Source organism: Bradyrhizobium sp. NBAIM01 (assembly GCF_020194115.1).
Classification (GTDB): Bacteria; Pseudomonadota; Alphaproteobacteria; order Rhizobiales; family Xanthobacteraceae; genus Bradyrhizobium; species Bradyrhizobium yuanmingense.
In genome coordinates, this window is sequence record NZ_JADYVU010000001.1 from 404,964 (window position 1) to 421,072 (window position 16,109).

Sequence of the window (16,109 nt, forward strand, 5' to 3'; positions counted from 1 at the left end):
ATCGCGAGCGATCCGCCCTAGTTCTTAGCCAGGCCCCAGTCCGGCTGCGCATCGAACGTTTGCAGTTCCTTGTTGAGGAGCTTGCCGTCCTGCTTCACGACTTCGCGCAGATAAACGTTCTGACGAATATGCCGGGTATCCGGGTCGATCGACACGGGGCCGCGCGGACTGACCCACTTCATGCCCTTCACGGCCGCAAGGGCTTTGTCCGGATCCTTTTGACCGTTCGTGGCCTCAACCATCTTGTAGATGAGCCGAGCACCGTCATAGGCCGCGACCGACGCCATGGTGATGTCGTCAGCCTTGGCGCCAGCCTTGATCAGATCGGCCAGGAAGGCTTTGTTCTCTGAAGAGTCATGCGAGACCGCGTAGTGGTAGGTCGACAGGATGCCTACGCCGCTGTCACCGATAGTCGGAAGATCGGGCTCGGTCACGACATCACCCGTGGACAACAACTTCACGCCAGACGCTTTCAGCCCGTTGTCGATATAGGCCTTGACGAACCCCAGGGTTGGTGGACCGGCCGGCAAGAATGTGAAGATCATGTCTGCGCCGGAATCCTTGATCCTTTGCATGATCGGGCCGAAGTCTGTGGTATTGAGCGGCATCCTGATCGATTGGACGATGGTGCCTCCATCTGCCTCGAACGTCTTTTTGAAGGCCGATTCGGCATCGATGCCGGGGCCGTAATCGCTGACGGCGATCGCCACCTTCTTGGCCGCTCTGGCCTTCGCCACCTTCGCCGCGGGGACCGTGTTCTGCCACATCGTAAAGGACGTCCGCACGATGTAGGGGCTCTTCTCGACGATCGCGGACGTCGCGGCGTTCATGACGATCATAGGCACCTTCGCTTCCTCGAGAAGCGGAGCGACGGCCAGGGCGTCCGGAGTGAAGTACAGTCCCGCGATGTACTGAACCTTCTCCTTGACGATCAACTCCTGAGCCAATGATTTCGACTTGGCGGGGTTCGGCGATTCTTCGTCGCGATAGACAAACTCGATCTGATGATCGCCCACTTTCGATCCATGCTTGGCCACCCAGGCGTCAATGCCGTACTTGAAGTTCTGGCCGAACAAGGCATACGGACCGGACATGGTGCCGATGATGCCCACCTTGATGGTGTCGCACTGCGCCGGCGACATCCAGGCAGTGGCAATCGCGACGGCCCCAACAAGTCCAAACCTCAAGCTCATATCTCTCTTCTCCCGCTTCGGTGTTGCTGTTTCAGAACATTTCGAAATATTCTCGCTGCTCCCACTCGGTGACCGTCGATTGGAAGCGCTCGATTTCCGCGTTCTTGATAAAAACGTAGTAGTCGACGAATTTCTCTCCCAGAGCCTCGCGGAAGAAGGGGTCATCGCGCAACGCGAACACCGCCTCGCGCAAGGAGGTCGGCAGGAGGTTCGCCTTGGTCTCGTAGGGGGTGTCCGCCGACGGACCGGGATCGAGCTGGCGATCAATGCCGTTGAGGCCGGCCAGAATCTGCGACGCCATGTAAAGATAGGGGTTTGCGGCCGGCTCGCCGATCCTGTTTTCGAGCCGGGTGGCTTTGTCGTCGGGACCGCCCAGCACGCGGATCATGACGCCCCTGTTGTCGCGTCCCCAGATCGCCCGATCCGGAGCCAGCGAATAGGAACGGTAGCGCTTGTAGCCATTGATCGTCGGCGTCGAGAAGACCGCGGATGCCCTGGCATGCTCCAGCAGCCCGGCCATATAGTGCTTGCCAAGTTTCGACAGGCCGGCCGGTTCGCTGGTCATGAACGCGTTGACGCCGTCTGTTCGGGAGACCAGCGATTGGTGAAGGTGCCACCCCGATGACATCACGTTCGGTATCCGCGGCCGGCACATGAAGGTCGCGTGATAGCCGTGGCGGTTGCAGATCTGCTTCACGGCCGTACGAAACAACACCATGGTGTCCGCTGGCTCAATCCCGACGGTGGGCTGGAACACGAACTCGCACTGGCTCGGCCCGTATTCCAACTCGATCGACCGAAGCGGCAAGCCCAGCGCCACGATATTTTGCCTGATCAGCTCGAGCGCAGGCTCCATCTGGTCGTAACGTTGCTCCGTCAGGTACTGATAGCCCTGCGAAAGCAGGCTGACCTCCGGAGGCTCACCCGGTTGGCCGGGACTGCCGGCGTCCCAAGGCGCCAGTCGGGGATTCTCGACTCTGAAGATGTGGCATTCGACCTCGAGGCCCGCTTTGAAATCATAGCCCCGGTCTTTGAGCTGCCCCAGCACGGATTGGTACAGGCCCCTGGAGGCGAAGGGCACGGGTCGTCCGTCGGAGAAGTAGAGGTCGCAAAGCACCCACCCGGTTTTTGGTGCCCAGGGGAGAACCTTGAAGGTGGTGGGATCAGCGACCATCAAGATGTCGCCGCCCCCCTGCATCTCGTGCATCCCGAACCCGCCGCCGGCGGTGAAGACGGGAAACACCGTGCGGTGAGAGGTATCTTTCGCGAGCAATGTCGTCGTTATCGAGCAGCCGCTCTCGATCGACGAGAGCGCCTCGGAAGCGACCAGCGCCTTGCCGCGCAAGATGCCGTGCTGGTCCGGAAAGGAGAGCCGGATCGTATGCAACTCCTGCTCTTCTGCCATCCGCCGCATGCGGATGGCAGCCTCCTTCTGTTCGGCCGACCAGAGACCGTGCTTTTCGACGAAACTCAACGACATCTCCCTTGCTGAGCTGGGCCGGCGTGGATCATTCGGCGGCGGTCAGGTGAGGCACCTTCCTGGCGAGCTCGGCGGGCACCGGCGCGGCCCAGGGAGCGCCCCGACGACGCTTGACGTCCACTTCCATCCAGTAGGTTTCCCAGCCCTTCGTCGGACCGATGCCGTCCATTGTGGCCGGCCCCTGGATGCTGCGCGCGCTGACAGCGTCGAGGAACAACAGCGGCTTGCCCCCGGAGGCCACCTTCTCGATCTCCTGGCGAAGCAGCCGGCGGTACTGAATGATCGCCTTGTCGGATTGCCCGAGATGCTCACGCGTCCGGTCCTGAATAGCGCCCATCGACTCGACGGCCCACTGGTCGTGGACGTTGATGTCCGCACCCATGCCGGTGTAAGTCTCGGTCGCCTGCTCGTGCGGGTCGAAGCCGTAGTCGTTCGACTTGTTCTTCCGCGAGCGGTATTCCGGCAATTCGTAAAGCTCGAGGCGCTGCGCGCGCATTTTCGCCTTGTCGACGGGCGCGGCGTAGCTGGTGAAAATCGCATACCAATAGCAATTCACGTCGTCGACGGGCACGTGCCACTGGGTAATCGTCATCTCCGTGCTCATCGGAATGACGAACGCATGCGGGAATAGCTGGTTGGTGACGCGAACGTGGGTGCGCTGCTCGTCGATTTCTCGCAAGGCGATGAGCCGCAGGCCGTATTCGGTGTGCTCGACGTTGATGATCGGCCGGTCGTACTCGCGCAGGACCTTCGTCATGGGCATTTCCGAGTCGGCCGACGCACCGCGAAACTGCTTGCCATAGGCCGCCGATGTATCCTCATCCTCGAAGAACCGGTGAAGGAACGATGCGTGGGCCGGGTCGATGCCGACTTCCAGCGCCTGCAGCCAATTGCATTCGATCAGGCCCTTGAAGGCGAAGGTGTATTCGTCCGGCGCCGCGAAGCAGTCGATCTCCGGAAACGCGGGCGGCTCGCCTTCACCCAAATACGCCCACAGGATTCCACCCTTCTCCACGACGGGGTAGGACCGCTGCTTGATATTTTTGCAGAGCGAGGAGTTTGCAGGCTCGGCGGGCGTCTCGAGACACTGTCCCGTGACGTCGAACAGCCACCCGTGGAAGGCGCAGCGCAGGCCACCGTTCTCGAGCCGGCCGAAGGCAAGGTCGGCGCCCCGATGCGGGCAGTCGCGATCGAGCAGGCCATAGCGCCCCGTTTCGTCCTTGAACAGAACGAAGTTCTCGCCGAGAAGCTTGACGGCCTTGATGGGGCGCCCCTCCGCGAGTTCGTCGACGAGCGCAGCAGGCTGCCAATACATCCGCATCAGCTTTCCCGCAGGCGCCTTCGGTCCGATGCGGGTAATGAGGTCGTTCTGCTCTTGGCTCATCATGACTTGGATCTCCTCTCTCGGCTTCGAGATGCGTCCTCATGCTATCGGGACGCAGACTAACGCTGAAACACGATCTTGCCGCCGACGATCGTCAGGTCGGCTTTGATGTCTTTGATCTGCTCCTCGGGGACCGTCATGAGGTCCGCCGACAACACGGTCAGGTCCGCGAGTTTTCCGGCCTCGATCGTCCCCTTCTCGTTCTCTTCGAACATATAGTGCGATGCCGCGCTGGTGTAGAGGCGCAGCGCCTGCTCGCGGCTGACGGCTTCGTTCGCTCCATAAACGCGTCCGGCGAGATCCTTGCGGGTTACCATGACGTAGATGTTGATGAAGGGATTGATCGTGTTCACCGGGAAGTCGGTGCCTGCGCCGAGGCTGTTCAGCCCCACCTTCTCGATGAGAGTTTTCGTGGGCACGGCCCGATTGGCGACCGCCGCACCCAGGAAGCGCTCGACGGTGGCCGCCTTGTCCCACATGAAAACGTTCTGGAGGTCGACTCTGACACCGAGGCGTTTCGCGCGCTCCATTTGCTCGGGCACTATCAAGCTTCCATGGATCAGGACGAAACGCCGATCCTTGATCGATTTCTCCTTGTCGGCCGCTTCGAATGCATCAAGGACGTGGTCGATGCCCTTGTCGCCGACGGCATGGACACCCACGCGCCAATTGTGGCGATTGCAAATGGACACCAGCTCCTTGAGGCGTTGCGGCGATTGCTGGGCAATGCCGTGGTAGCCATCATGCGAGTCTGGATAGGCCTCGCGCATGAGCGCCGTCTTGAGCGTCATGCCGCCATCGTAAAGGATCTTGATTCCGGCGAACTTCAGCCAGTCATCGCCAAAGCCGGAGGAGGCGCCGTTGCCTCGCATGATGGCCTCCCAGGCCGCGTTCTCGGCGGGGGGCTCCGGGCGCCACATGAGACCGACCCGTAGCGTTGCTTCACCGGCCTGCGCCACGCGCTGCAGGGCCGCGATGTCCCTGGGCGAGGTGGCCCCTTCTACGGCGCTGGTGATCCCGAACGAGTTCAGCACACCTTCCGCGAGCTTGAATTGGCGAAACTCGTCGTCCGCCGTCCACTCCGGAACGGTCTTTTCGACCTGATCGATCGCCGTCTCGACCAGAACGCCGGTCAGGTCACCGGCACTGTCGCGCTCAAACGATCCGCCGCTTGGGTTTGGCGTGGCCTTGGTTACGCCGGCCTTCTCGAGCGCCATCGAATTGGCCATCGAGAAGTGGCCAACGGTCCGGAGATAGACCGGATTGTTCGGCGCGACGCCGTCGATTTCCTGGCGTGTCAGGTAACGCTTTTCCGCGAGCTGTGACGGGGGATGCCAGGCGCTTCCGATGATCCACTCGCCGGGCTTTTTCTTCGCCACGAACTGCTTGATGCTTGCGAGGGCATCCGCAACAGTCTTGGCGCCGCTCATGTTGACGACGTAGTCGGACAGACCGGCAGCCTTGAAATGCGCGTGCGTGTCGATCAGCCCGGGAACGACAGTCTTGCCCTGCAAGTCGATCGTGCGGGTGCGATTTCCGGCCAACGCCTTGATCGTCGCCGCATCTCCTACGGCCAAGATTCTTCCGTCGCGAACGGCAAGCGCTTCCGCGACCTTTGACTGACCGTCCATGGTGAGAATCTTGCCGTTGATCAAGGCAAGCGAGGGAGCATTGGCCTCCTGCTGCTGGGCAAACGCCGCGCCTGATGTCAGCACCACTCCCACGATCGCTGTCGTCAGCTTCATTGCATCCTGCCCTGTCGTTCGGTAGTCGAACATTAGTTCGATATCGTTCAGAATGACTCCAATGTGACGCGCAAGCAAGCAAAATATTTCCGCATAACTTGCCTAATGGAACCGCAGCGGCGGCCAACAAGTCGGGATTGAGGGTCCGCCAGAACTGAAGTAACCGTTTAACGAACTTATGTTCTAAGATCGAACAAGCTTAGGAAACGGAGGTCGGATGCCGCGAGTGAGATTTGTCCAGCAGGACGGCAGCGGAAAATCCATCGAGGTCGGACGCGACGTGAGCGTGATGCTCGCGGCCGTCCGCAACGGTATTCACGGCATCGACGGCGAATGCGGCGGCTGCCTCGATTGCGCGACCTGTCACGTCTACGTCGATGAAGAACAAGCAAGCTCTCTCCCTCAGCCGAGCGAAGAAGAGCTCGAGTTGCTGTCCGCCGTCTCGGGAGAGCGAAAGCCGAACAGTCGGCTGAGTTGCCAGCTGAAGGTGCCCGCCCCTCTCGACGAGCTGGTGGTCCATGTGCCGGCGAGGCAATCATGACAGGGCTGGTCATCATCGGCGCATCATATGCCGGGGTTCAAGCCGCTCTCACGGCTCGTGACGCCGGCTATTCTCAGCCCATCATCATTGTGTGCGACGAAGAGTGGCTGCCCTATCAGAGGCCGCCGCTATCCAAGGACTTCCTTCTCGGGCGCATCAGCGAGCAAAATCTGATCTTGCGCGACGAGACTTTCTTCGAAGGCAAGCAGATCAATCTCGTTCTTGGGCAGCGCGCCACGCTGCTCGATTTGCGCGCGCGACAGGTCACTCTGGCCGGCGGCAACGCTCTGAAGTTTGAAAAACTCCTCTTCGCCACGGGCTCGCGCGCGCGGCGCATCGCGGTTGAAGGCGCGGACTTCGATGGAATTTTCTATCTGCGTTCGGTGACCGATGCGATCGACCTGAAGGCAGGTCTGGCCAATGCTGCGGAGATTGTCATCATCGGGGGCGGCTTCATAGGGCTGGAAGTTGCGGCCTCCGCGGCAAAGCTGGGCAAGAAGGTCACCGTCGTGGAAGCGAGCAGCCGCCTGCTTGAACGTGCCGTCTCGCCGGTCTTGTCGACCTTTCTTCTTGATACGCATTTGCGGGCTGGCGTCGACGTGATGCTCGACGAAACGGTTGCTTGCTTCAAAGGAAACGGTCGAAAAGTTTCCGCTGTCGTGCTGGGCAACGGTGCCGTTGTCCACGCCGACCTGGTGCTGGTGGGGATTGGTGGTGTCGCCAATGACGAGATCGCGCGCTCGGCGGGGCTTAGATGCACGAATGGAATTGTCGTTGACGCGCACGGACAATGCGAAACATCGGACATTTTCGCGGCCGGTGACTGCGCCAACCACTTCAACCGCTTTTGCGAAAGCTGGGTGAGATTGGAATCGGTGCAAAACGCCCAGGATCAAGCGAAGGCCGCTGGACTGGCGATCGCCGGCGCTCGAGCGCCCTATGAGAATGTGCCGAGGTTCTGGTCCGACCAATATGACGTCAAGCTGCAGATCGTCGGGCTGGCCGGACGATATGATCGGCAGGCGGTTCGAGGTTCGGTCGACGACGGAAGATTCTCGGTCTTCTACTATCGCCAGGGCCGATTGGTCGCGGTGGACAGCGTCAACCGGCCAGGCGAGCAAATGGCAGCCCGACGCCTGATTGCGGCGGGAATCTCCCCTGCACCGGAGCAAGCCGCAGACCCTTCCTTTGACCTCAAATCCCTGGTGACAGCCGGAGACAAGGCTGGCGCCTAGCGCGCGGATTTGTGATGGTTCTCGCTTTCGAGAGGCCACTGAGAGGGACCGCCCAATAGAATGCCGAGGCTGAAGCGTACGGAAGAAGAGGAAAAGGCGCGGGAGGGCAGCGAGTTCATCGAGACCCTGGATCGGGGTCTTCGCGTGATACAGTCGTTCGGTATCGATCGCCGTCCAATGACCCTCAGCGACCTCTCCAAGAGCGCGAATCTTCCGCGGGCGACGGTGCGCCGGATTCTGATGACCCTCGTAAAATCCGGATTCGTCGCGGGCAACGAGCGGTTGTTTTCGCTAACGCCCAGAGTGCTGCTTTTGGCTTCGGCCTATTTGACGTCGAACCAAATCAGCACCGTGATGCAGCCGTTGATGGACGAGGTCGCCGGCAAGGCCAGGGAGGTCTGCTCCCTTGCGGTCCTGGATGGCGAAGAGGTCGTTTTCATCGCCCGGTCGAGTCCGGCGCGGGTATTTTCGACCGGACTGGACATAGGATATCGGCTGCCGGCTTTCTGCACGTCGGTGGGACGCGTTCTGCTGGGCAGATTGGCAAACGACGAGCTGACGAGAACGGTCGACGGCATGAAGCTGGCGGCTCTGACCCAGTCGACGCTGGTCGACAAATCGGCAGTGATTGCGACGATCATTGCCGACCGCACCAAAGGGTATAGCCTTGTCGATCAGGAAGCCGAAGAGGGCTTTCGGTCGATATCGGTGCCAATTCGCCGCTACGATGGCGCCGTCATCGCGGCCGCAAATATCGGCGCTCATGTCGATCGCATCACGACCGGTGAGATGATCGATCGCTTCCTGCCTCTCCTCAAGGAGATGTCCCTCGCCGCGCAGCCCCTGCTCGTCTGAGAAGCTGCCGTCTTTTGGCGAGCACCCGTCATTTTAGTCGTTTCTTGTAGGCGACCGGGTCCATGTCACGGACATCCACGCTTATGCTGGCCACATCCGGGCATCGCTCTGTCATCGTCCGTCGAAGGCTCGTACTCAGCTCGACCTTCTGGTCGGGCGATCGACCTTCGAGCAAATAGACAGACAGATGCACGAAGCTGTCGCGCTTCCCGGCAACCAGGAAGTCGTTGTAGACGCACGCGCGCACCTTGACGTCCTCCGCCTTCATGATGCCCGTTCGCCAAGCGGCTTCAAAGAGCGCTTCCATCAAGGCTGTTACGTCGTCGCGAGCGAGCGCCCCTTCCGAATATTCGATCACCAAGTGCGGCATGACGTTGTTCTCGTTTTAGGTGGCGTTCATGAGATGACCTCACCGTCGTAGACCGTTCGCCCCTCAACGTCGCCATCTTTGTCGCGGCGGGTCATGGTTCGCATGGGGAAGGCCCGGTCGGCGGAATCTTTGCCGAGAAACACCCTGTGCAGCGCAGAGCCGGTTTCGTGAGTGATTTCAGGCGGAGCGGGCAATCTGGCTGGGGCGGGAGGGATCGAACCTCCGAATGGCGGAATCAAAATCCGCTGCCTTACCGCTTGGCTACGCCCCAACAGACGACGAACGGAACGGGCAGAACCGGCACCCGCAGATTCCCGTCGGTCGCAGCCGGTCTATAGGGAGCGGCGCGGCATTTCAACCGCCTGGAGGGGCAAAAAGGGCCCGGCGGCCGACACTCTATGCTGGGCCCCAACGGCCCTGCCCGTTCCGGCCAGGCCATCCGGCGTCCCGGCAGTTGAGACCGCTCCCGTTTCATGGGAATACGGCGCCAATATCCGTTCTCGGGGAGTGAGCCATGACCTACCGCGCGCCGATTTCTGACATGCTGCTGTCGCTCAACCATGGCGCGGGCCTCAAGGCCGCCGTGGAGGCCGGCCATTACGGCGATTTCGACGCCGACATTGCCGCGGCCGTGCTGGAGGAAGCCGGCAAGTTTGCAACCGACGTGCTGGCGCCGCTCAACAAGATCGGCGACGAGCACGGCATCAAGCTCGAGGGCGGCAAGGTCACGACCGCGCCGGGCTGGCCTGACGCCTACAAGCGCTGGACCGACGGCGGCTGGAACGCGGTGTCCGGCCCCGAAGATTTCGGCGGCCAGGGCCTGCCGATCGCGATCAACGCCGCCTGCACCGAGATCTGGAGCGCGGCCAACGTCGCCTTCGGCCTCTGTCCGCTGCTGACGGCGTCGGCGATCGAGGCGCTGGACGCCCACGGCAGCGACGAGCTGAAGACAATCTATCTCGAAAAGCTCGTCTCCGGCGAATGGACCGGCACGATGCAGCTGACCGAGCCGCAGGCCGGCTCAGACGTCGGCGCGCTGCGCACCCGCGCCGAAAAGCAGGCGGACGGCACCTATCGCATCAAGGGGACGAAGATATTCATCACGTATGGCGAGCACGACATGACCGACAACATCGTGCATTTCGTGCTAGCGCGTCTGCCCGATGCGCCCGCCGGCACCAAGGGGATCTCGCTGTTCCTGGTGCCGAAGTTCATGGTCAACGCGGACGGCTCGCTGGGGCCGCGCAACGACATCTATGCGAGCGGCGTCGAGCACAAGCTCGGCATGCATGCCTCGCCGACCTGCACCATGACCATGGGCGATCATGGCGGCGCCATCGGCTATTTGATCGGCGAAGAGAACCAGGGCATGCGCTGCATGTTCACGATGATGAACCAGGCCCGCCTCGGCGTTGGCCTCGAGGGCGTCGGCGTCGCCGACCGGGCCTACCAGCAGGCCCTGTCGTACGCGCAGGAGCGCCGCCAAGGCCGCGCGGTAGGCAAGAAAGGCGACGGCTCGGATGCGATCTTCGTGCATCCCGACGTCAAGCGCATGCTGATGCGGATGCGGGCGCAGACCGCGGCCGCGCGCACCATCTGCTATGCGACGGCGGTCGCGATCGACGTCTCGACCCGCGCCAAGGATCCGACGGTGCGCGCTGAAGCCGCCGCACGCGCGGCGCTGCTGACGCCGATGGCCAAGGCCTATTCCACCGATATCGGCAACGAGGTCGCCTATCTCGGCGTGCAGGTGCATGGCGGCATGGGCTTCATCGAGGAGACCGGCGCGGCCCAGCACTACCGCGATGCCCGCATCACCGCGATCTACGAGGGCACCAACGGCATCCAGGCGATCGATCTCGTCACGCGCAAGTTAGCTGCCAATGGCGGCGCGTCGGTGTGGGCGCTGCTCGACGAGCTCTCGGCGACCGTCAAGCAGGTGGAGGCCTCCAACGATCCCGCCTTCGGCACCACCGGCACCAAGCTGCGCGAGGCGTTGGAGGCGCTCACGCGCACCAGCAAATGGCTGCTGGAGCGCGTTGCCTCCGCGCCCAACGACGCGCTTGCGGGGGCGACGCCCTATCTGCAGCAATTCGGCGCGACGCTCGGCGGTTGCCTGCTCGCCTCCGAGGCGCTCGCTGCCAAGGCCGAAGGCCTTGGCGATGCGCCGCGCTACGTCGCGCTGGCGCGCTTCTTCGCCGAGAACATCGCGGTGCAGGCGGGCGCGCTCGAGCGCACCGTGACGGAGAGCGCGGAGTCGGTCGCAGCGGCGGATGCGGCGTTGCTGGGGTAAGGTGAGCGCCACAAACGCGACATCGTAGCCCGGATGGAGCGTAGCGAAATCCGGGAAAGTCTCACCGCGGATACAGCGGTCCCGGATTGCGCTGCGCTCCATCCGGGCTACAAAGCTGCGACCTGAGCCCTTCTCCCCGGCCGCCACAGCACCACGCCCGCCGCGGCGAGATCGAGCACCACGCAGATCGCAAACGCCGTCGTGTAATTGCCCGTAACGCTCCGCACGAGACCGACGACACCGGGGCCGAAGGCGCCGACGATGCCGCTGATCGAGGTGCCCAGGCCCACTGCGGTCGCAAAGGCGGAAGCACCGATCTCGCGCTGGATGATCAAGGGCGGGAACGTGATCATGTTCCCCATCGAGAAGCCGTAGACGGCGCAGCAGGCCAGCAGCACGGTCGGGCTCGTGCTTTGCAGAGCCACGAACAGCGCAGCCGCCTGGCTCGTCATCGAAACCGCACAGGCGAGCCGGGCATCGAGCCGGTCGACGAACAGGCCGAGCGAGAGGCGCCCGACGATCGCCATCGCCGCCATGATCGTGACGGCAAGCCCTGCGGCGGAGCGGCCGATCAGCGGCTCGAGAAACGTCACCTGGTGGACGATGAAACCCATCTGCGCCAGCAGCGCGAGCGCGACCGGCAGCACCATGGTCCAGAACGCCGCGTTGGCGAGCACCGCCTTGCGCGAGCGCACCGGCGCTGAGGAGCCGGAGGAACGTCCGCCGGCTGCAGGCGACATCCCTGCGGGCCATCCGATGAAGGTCACGACCGCCGGCAGCACCAGCACCATCATCGCGAGGGTCGCCGTCAGCATCGCAGACCGGAAGCCGATGCTGCCGGTCAGCGACAGCAGCAGCGGAACGAGAATGATGCCGCCGCAAGTCGCGCCGTTGAAGGCAAGGCTGAGCGCGAGGCCGCGCCGCTGCTCGAACCAGGAATTCAGCACGGTCGCGATCACCACCGTGCCCATGCCGGTCCAGCCAACCGACATCAGCGCATAGGCGAGATAGAGCTGCCAGGACGTCTGCACCAGCGCCAGCAGCACGGTGGAAGCGCCGAGCGCCGACAGGCCGCACAGGATCAGCGCGCGCAGCCCGATGCGCTCGAGCAGGTCATCGGTGAAGATGACGAGCACGGAGGTCAGGAGAAACGAGAAGGTGCTGGCCGCGGAGATCAGCGTGCCCGGCCAGCCGTGAGCGCGCTGCAACTCGGCGAGATAGACGCCTTGGCCGTAGAGGCCGAAGCCGAACATGAAGAAGGCCATCAGGAAGCACGCCAGCACGACCCGCCAGCCGCGATAATACGGTGAGGATTCGTCGATCCGGGGGGCGGCAATCATGAATCTGACGGTCTGTCTGAAGGGAACGGGGCCGGATCGTGCCCCACAACCAGCGGTTTTTCAAATGAAACATTGTAGCTAATTGTTGCGGCACGTAGCGGACCTGGCATTCATCGAGCGGCATGGCTCGTGCGATGATGGGATTGTCGGGGGAACGACGCTGCGCGTGCCTCAAAAATGACGACAACAACCTTCGTGAAATCTTCGCGCCGAACGAATAGTCTAACTCCATGCGACATCTTCTCCGCCTGGCTTGCTTCGTCCTCGCTCTCACCGGCACCCTCCCCGCTGCGGCCCAGAGCGCAGCCCCCGTCGAGCTGCGCATTCTCGCGATCAACGATTTCCATGGCCATCTGCGGCCGCCGCCGGGCGGCATCCGCATCAACGACCCCGAGGACAAGTCCAAGAAGGTGACGGTGGCGGCCGGCGGCGCCGAGTACATGGCGACGCTGCTGAAGCAGCTGCGCGAAGGACACAAGAACGCCATCTTCGTCGCCGCGGGCGACCTGATCGGCGCGAGCCCGTTTCTGTCGGCGATGTTTCACGACGAGCCCTCGATCGAGGCGCTCTCGATGATGGGCCTTGCGATCAGCTCGGTCGGCAATCACGAATTCGACGAGGGCAACACCGAGCTTCTGCGCATGCAGAACGGCGGCTGTCATCCCGTCGACGGCTGCCAGGGGCCGCATCCCTTCACGGGCGCCAAATTCCGTTATCTCGCGGCCTCCACCGTCGAGACCGCGACCGGCAAGAGCGTGCTGCCGCCCTACGAAATTAAGGAGTTCGACGGCATCCCCGTCGGCTTCATCGGCCTGACCTTGAAGGAGACCGCCGGCATCGTCTCGCCAGCGGGCATCGCCGGGCTCGAATTCCGCGACGAGGCCGAGACGGTGAACGCGCTGGTGCCGCAGCTGAAGGCGCGCGGCGTCGAAGCGATCGTGGTGCTGATCCACCAGGGCGGCGAGCCCGTCGGCGACTACAATGAATGCCCTGCCATCACCGGGCCGATCGTCGACATCGTCAGGAGATTCGACCGTGCCGTCGACGTCGTCGTCAGCGGCCACACCCACCGCGCCTACATCTGCAATATCGACGGGCGGCTCGTCACTAGCGGCGACAAATACGGCACACTCGTCACCGCGATCGACCTCAAGCTCGATCCTGTGACTCGCGATATCGTCGCCGCCAAGGCCGAGAACGTCATCGTCGCCAATGCTTCGCTGGCCAGGGATCCCGAGCAGACCGCGTTGATCGACGCCTACGACAAGCTCTCCGCGCCGATCGCCAACCGACCCGCCGGCTCAGTGACGCAGACATTGTCGCGCGTGCCGAACGAGGCCGGCGAAAGCGCGCTCGGCGATATCATTGCCGACGCGCAATTGCTCGCAACCCGCGATGCGAAGGATGGCAGCGCTGTCATCGCGCTCACCAATCCCGGCGGCATCCGCACCGACATCGTTCCGAAAGAGAATGGCGCGATCACGTTCGGCGACGTCTTCGCCAGCCAGCCGTTCCGCAATCGTCTCGTCACCATGACGCTGACGGGCAGCCAGCTCAAGGACTTGCTCGAGCAGCAATGGCTGGACCCGAAGCGGCCGCGGATTCTCCAGGTGTCGAACGGCTTCAGCTATACTTGGGATGCTTCAAAGCCGTTCGGCGAGCGCGTCAGCCTGGAGAGGATGACGCTGGGCGGCAGGCCGATCGAGCCTGGAAGCGACTATCGCGTCACGCTCAACGATTACCTCGCCGTCGGCGGAGACGGGTTTACCGTCGCCAAACAAGGCACGGCGCCACAATACGGCGGCTACGATGCGGACGCGCTGTTCGCATTCTTCCGGGCGCACGGGCCGGTCGGTCCGCTGCCGCCCACCCGCATCCTGCGGGTGAATTGATCCGGATCAAGCGGGCAGCCCTTTGCCATTCCCGGCCAAGCGCCTAGATTGGGTTTTGCATTGCGTTTTGGCGCTGGATGCGCCAACGACGCCGAAAGCCCCTTTTCCGTGAGGCCGACCTGATGAGCACGCTTCTCCTTTCCCACAAGGCCTGCCTCGACCATGTCACGCCGCCGGGACACCCTGAAAGGCCGGATCGCCTGCGCGCGGTGGAAGAAGCTTTGTCGAATGAGCGCTTCCAGTTCCTGGCGCGCGAGGAGGCGCCGGAGGGCGATCTCGATCTCGTCACGCTCTGCCACAACGAGCATTACGTCACCGAGCTGCGCCACATCGCGCCGACCAGCGGTCAGGTCTATATCGACGGCGACACCTCGATGTCCCCCGGCACATGGGAGGCGGTGATGCGCGGCGTCGGCGGCGCGGTCGCGGCGACCGAAGCAGTGATGGCCGGCGAGCATCGCAACGCCTTCGTCGCGGTCCGCCCGCCCGGACATCACGCCGAGATCGGCAAGCCGATGGGCTTCTGCTTCTTCGACAACGTCGCGATCGCCGCGCGCCACGCCCAGCGCAAATACGGCATCAAGCGCGCGGCCATCGTCGACTTCGACGTGCATCACGGCAACGGCACGCAGGACATCTTCTGGTCGGACCCGACCGTGATGTACTGCTCGACGCACCAGATGCCGCTGTTTCCGGGCACCGGCGCCAAAAGCGAGCGCGGCGATCACGACACCATCGTCAATGCGCCGCTCGCCTCCGAGGACGGCGGCCCGGAATTCCGCATCGCGTTCGAGAATCTGATCCTGCCGCAGCTCGAGAAATTCAGCCCCGAGCTCTTGATCATCTCGGCCGGCTTCGACGCGCATTATCGCGATCCACTGGCTTCGCTGAACCTGCGCGCGGAGGACTATGCCTGGGTGACGCGCAAGCTGATGGATCTCGCCGACAAGACCGCCGGCGGCCGCGTTGTTTCGGTGCTCGAGGGCGGCTATGACCTGCAGGGACTGAAAGAATCTGTTACGGCGCATGTCGGCGCCCTGATGGGCGCTTGACCCACCCGCCACATTACGCCCGCAAAACTCTGCTTTCTCAAAGGTGAAGCGAATCGGGCAATCGGAAACGGATATGGCCGAAAACACTCAAGTCGACGTCTCCAGGCTCACCTTCGAGCGCGCGATCGAGGAACTCGAAACGATCGTGAAGCGGCTCGAGGACGGCAAGGTGCCGCTCGAGGAATCCGTGACGATCTACGAGCGCGGCGAGGCCCTGAAGCGGCGCTGCGAGGAATTGCTGCGCCAGGCCGAGGCGCGCGTCGACAAGATCACCACCGATGCCAGCGGCCAGGCCACCGGCACGGCCCCGCTCGACGTCCAGTAATAAGAGTGCTCTCCCGCTCAGTCTTCTGACCCCCGCAGGGCCGTGCAAGACCGCGACGCAGGTCCGCGTAGAATGTCTTCGCGGTGAGCGTGGCCGCTGCGTCCTTATCGCCATGCGCAGCTCCCGGCCGGCATGCGGTTCCCTGGCGGTGGATACGTCCCTGCCTTCGAATCGGGTCGTTGAGAGCGAGAAAAGCCCATACTCGGGCCAAAAGCCTGCCAAGAACCGAGCAAGGCCGGAACCCCTTATCCCGCCCCGAGGTTAACCACTTCTGGTCCGCGAGTTGCACCTGCATACCCCTAATCGGCCCAGCGGGTTGGCTTTGGCCTAAGCTTTGGTGTAAAGCTGCGCGGAGTGTGGCTTTTTGTAAGCCTTGCGTGGGCACCGATTACCGACGACAAGTG

The 16,109-nt window shown here is 62.9% G+C and carries 13 protein-coding genes and 1 tRNA gene; 7 read left to right on the top strand and 7 right to left on the bottom strand.

What is annotated here, in order from left to right:
- Positions 1-17: 17 nt before the first annotated feature.
- From I6F31_RS01805 to I6F31_RS01820, 4 genes are all read right to left on the bottom strand, one after another.
- Positions 18-1,142: an ABC transporter substrate-binding protein gene (locus I6F31_RS01805; RefSeq protein ID WP_225134249.1), complete on the bottom strand. Its 1,125-nt coding sequence runs from the start codon at positions 1,140-1,142 to the stop codon at positions 18-20.
- Positions 1,143-1,224: 82 nt separating this feature from the next.
- Entirely contained in the window at positions 1,225-2,667 is a 1,443-nt protein-coding gene (locus I6F31_RS01810) for a glutamine synthetase family protein (protein WP_225184590.1), read from the bottom strand.
- A 34-nt stretch (positions 2,668-2,701) separates the two neighbouring features.
- Positions 2,702-4,060 carry an aromatic ring-hydroxylating dioxygenase subunit alpha gene (locus I6F31_RS01815; protein ID WP_225184591.1) on the bottom strand — a complete coding sequence of 453 codons (1,359 nt, stop codon included), beginning with the start codon at positions 4,058-4,060 and terminating at the stop codon, positions 2,702-2,704.
- Between the two features lie 56 nt (positions 4,061-4,116).
- Positions 4,117-5,712: an amidohydrolase gene (locus I6F31_RS01820; RefSeq protein WP_225184592.1), complete on the bottom strand. Its 1,596-nt coding sequence runs from the start codon at positions 5,710-5,712 to the stop codon at positions 4,117-4,119.
- 307 nt (positions 5,713-6,019) lie between these two features.
- Between I6F31_RS01820 and I6F31_RS01825 the strand changes: the two genes are divergently transcribed.
- The 3 genes from I6F31_RS01825 to I6F31_RS01835 are packed head-to-tail and all read left to right on the top strand — an operon-like array spanning position 6,020 to position 8,433.
- A complete protein-coding gene (locus tag I6F31_RS01825; RefSeq protein WP_081494511.1) occupies positions 6,020-6,343 on the top strand; it encodes a 2Fe-2S iron-sulfur cluster-binding protein in 324 nt (107 codons plus the stop codon).
- Positions 6,340-7,578: an FAD-dependent oxidoreductase gene (locus tag I6F31_RS01830; protein WP_225184593.1), complete on the top strand. Its 1,239-nt coding sequence runs from the start codon at positions 6,340-6,342 to the stop codon at positions 7,576-7,578. The genes I6F31_RS01825 and I6F31_RS01830 overlap by 4 nt, the downstream gene beginning before the upstream one ends.
- A 60-nt stretch (positions 7,579-7,638) precedes the next feature.
- Entirely contained in the window at positions 7,639-8,433 is a 795-nt protein-coding gene (locus tag I6F31_RS01835; RefSeq protein WP_036026095.1) for an IclR family transcriptional regulator C-terminal domain-containing protein, read from the top strand.
- Positions 8,434-8,461: 28 nt separating this feature from the next.
- Here I6F31_RS01835 and I6F31_RS01840 read toward each other — a convergent pair whose 3' ends face one another.
- Positions 8,462-8,803 carry a 5-carboxymethyl-2-hydroxymuconate Delta-isomerase gene (locus I6F31_RS01840; protein ID WP_225184594.1) on the bottom strand — a complete coding sequence of 114 codons (342 nt, stop codon included), beginning with the start codon at positions 8,801-8,803 and terminating at the stop codon, positions 8,462-8,464.
- Positions 8,804-8,999: 196 nt separating this feature from the next.
- Positions 9,000-9,074, bottom strand: a tRNA-Gln gene (locus I6F31_RS01845).
- A 243-nt stretch (positions 9,075-9,317) separates the two neighbouring features.
- Here I6F31_RS01845 and I6F31_RS01850 point away from each other — a divergent pair.
- Entirely contained in the window at positions 9,318-11,096 is a 1,779-nt protein-coding gene (locus tag I6F31_RS01850; RefSeq protein ID WP_225184595.1) for an acyl-CoA dehydrogenase, read from the top strand.
- A 107-nt stretch (positions 11,097-11,203) separates the two neighbouring features.
- Here I6F31_RS01850 and I6F31_RS01855 read toward each other — a convergent pair whose 3' ends face one another.
- Positions 11,204-12,436, bottom strand: coding sequence for an MFS transporter (locus I6F31_RS01855; protein ID WP_225184596.1), 1,233 nt, complete (start codon positions 12,434-12,436; stop codon positions 11,204-11,206).
- A 230-nt stretch (positions 12,437-12,666) separates the two neighbouring features.
- Between I6F31_RS01855 and I6F31_RS01860 the strand changes: the two genes are divergently transcribed.
- The 3 genes from I6F31_RS01860 to I6F31_RS01870 all read left to right on the top strand — a co-directional run bounded on the left by I6F31_RS01860 (position 12,667) and on the right by I6F31_RS01870 (position 15,705).
- A complete protein-coding gene (locus I6F31_RS01860; protein ID WP_225184597.1) occupies positions 12,667-14,328 on the top strand; it encodes a bifunctional metallophosphatase/5'-nucleotidase in 1,662 nt (553 codons plus the stop codon).
- Positions 14,329-14,450: 122 nt separating this feature from the next.
- On the top strand, positions 14,451-15,380 hold the full coding sequence (locus I6F31_RS01865) for a histone deacetylase family protein (protein WP_225184598.1): 930 nt from the start codon (positions 14,451-14,453) through the stop codon (positions 15,378-15,380).
- Positions 15,381-15,453: 73 nt separating this feature from the next.
- On the top strand, positions 15,454-15,705 hold the full coding sequence (locus I6F31_RS01870; RefSeq protein WP_008132970.1) for an exodeoxyribonuclease VII small subunit: 252 nt from the start codon (positions 15,454-15,456) through the stop codon (positions 15,703-15,705).
- Positions 15,706-16,109 lie beyond the last annotated feature (404 nt).

What these genes read in the sequence shown, in the direction of transcription:
- I6F31_RS01805 (WP_225134249.1), bottom strand. Translation starts at nt 1,142, where the DNA reads ATGTCGCCGGCGCAGTGCGACACCATCAAGGTGGGCATCATCGGCACC.
- I6F31_RS01850 (WP_225184595.1), top strand. Translation starts at nt 9,318, where the DNA reads ATGACCTACCGCGCGCCGATTTCTGACATGCTGCTGTCGCTCAACCAT.
- I6F31_RS01835 (WP_036026095.1), top strand. Translation starts at nt 7,639, where the DNA reads ATGCCGAGGCTGAAGCGTACGGAAGAAGAGGAAAAGGCGCGGGAGGGC.
- I6F31_RS01860 (WP_225184597.1), top strand. Translation starts at nt 12,667, where the DNA reads ATGCGACATCTTCTCCGCCTGGCTTGCTTCGTCCTCGCTCTCACCGGC.
- I6F31_RS01840 (WP_225184594.1), bottom strand. Translation starts at nt 8,803, where the DNA reads ATGCCGCACTTGGTGATCGAATATTCGGAAGGGGCGCTCGCTCGCGAC.
- I6F31_RS01870 (WP_008132970.1), top strand. Translation starts at nt 15,454, where the DNA reads ATGGCCGAAAACACTCAAGTCGACGTCTCCAGGCTCACCTTCGAGCGC.
- I6F31_RS01855 (WP_225184596.1), bottom strand. Translation starts at nt 12,436, where the DNA reads ATGATTGCCGCCCCCCGGATCGACGAATCCTCACCGTATTATCGCGGC.
- I6F31_RS01865 (WP_225184598.1), top strand. Translation starts at nt 14,451, where the DNA reads ATGAGCACGCTTCTCCTTTCCCACAAGGCCTGCCTCGACCATGTCACG.
- I6F31_RS01825 (WP_081494511.1), top strand. Translation starts at nt 6,020, where the DNA reads ATGCCGCGAGTGAGATTTGTCCAGCAGGACGGCAGCGGAAAATCCATC.
- I6F31_RS01815 (WP_225184591.1), bottom strand. Translation starts at nt 4,060, where the DNA reads ATGATGAGCCAAGAGCAGAACGACCTCATTACCCGCATCGGACCGAAG.
- I6F31_RS01830 (WP_225184593.1), top strand. Translation starts at nt 6,340, where the DNA reads ATGACAGGGCTGGTCATCATCGGCGCATCATATGCCGGGGTTCAAGCC.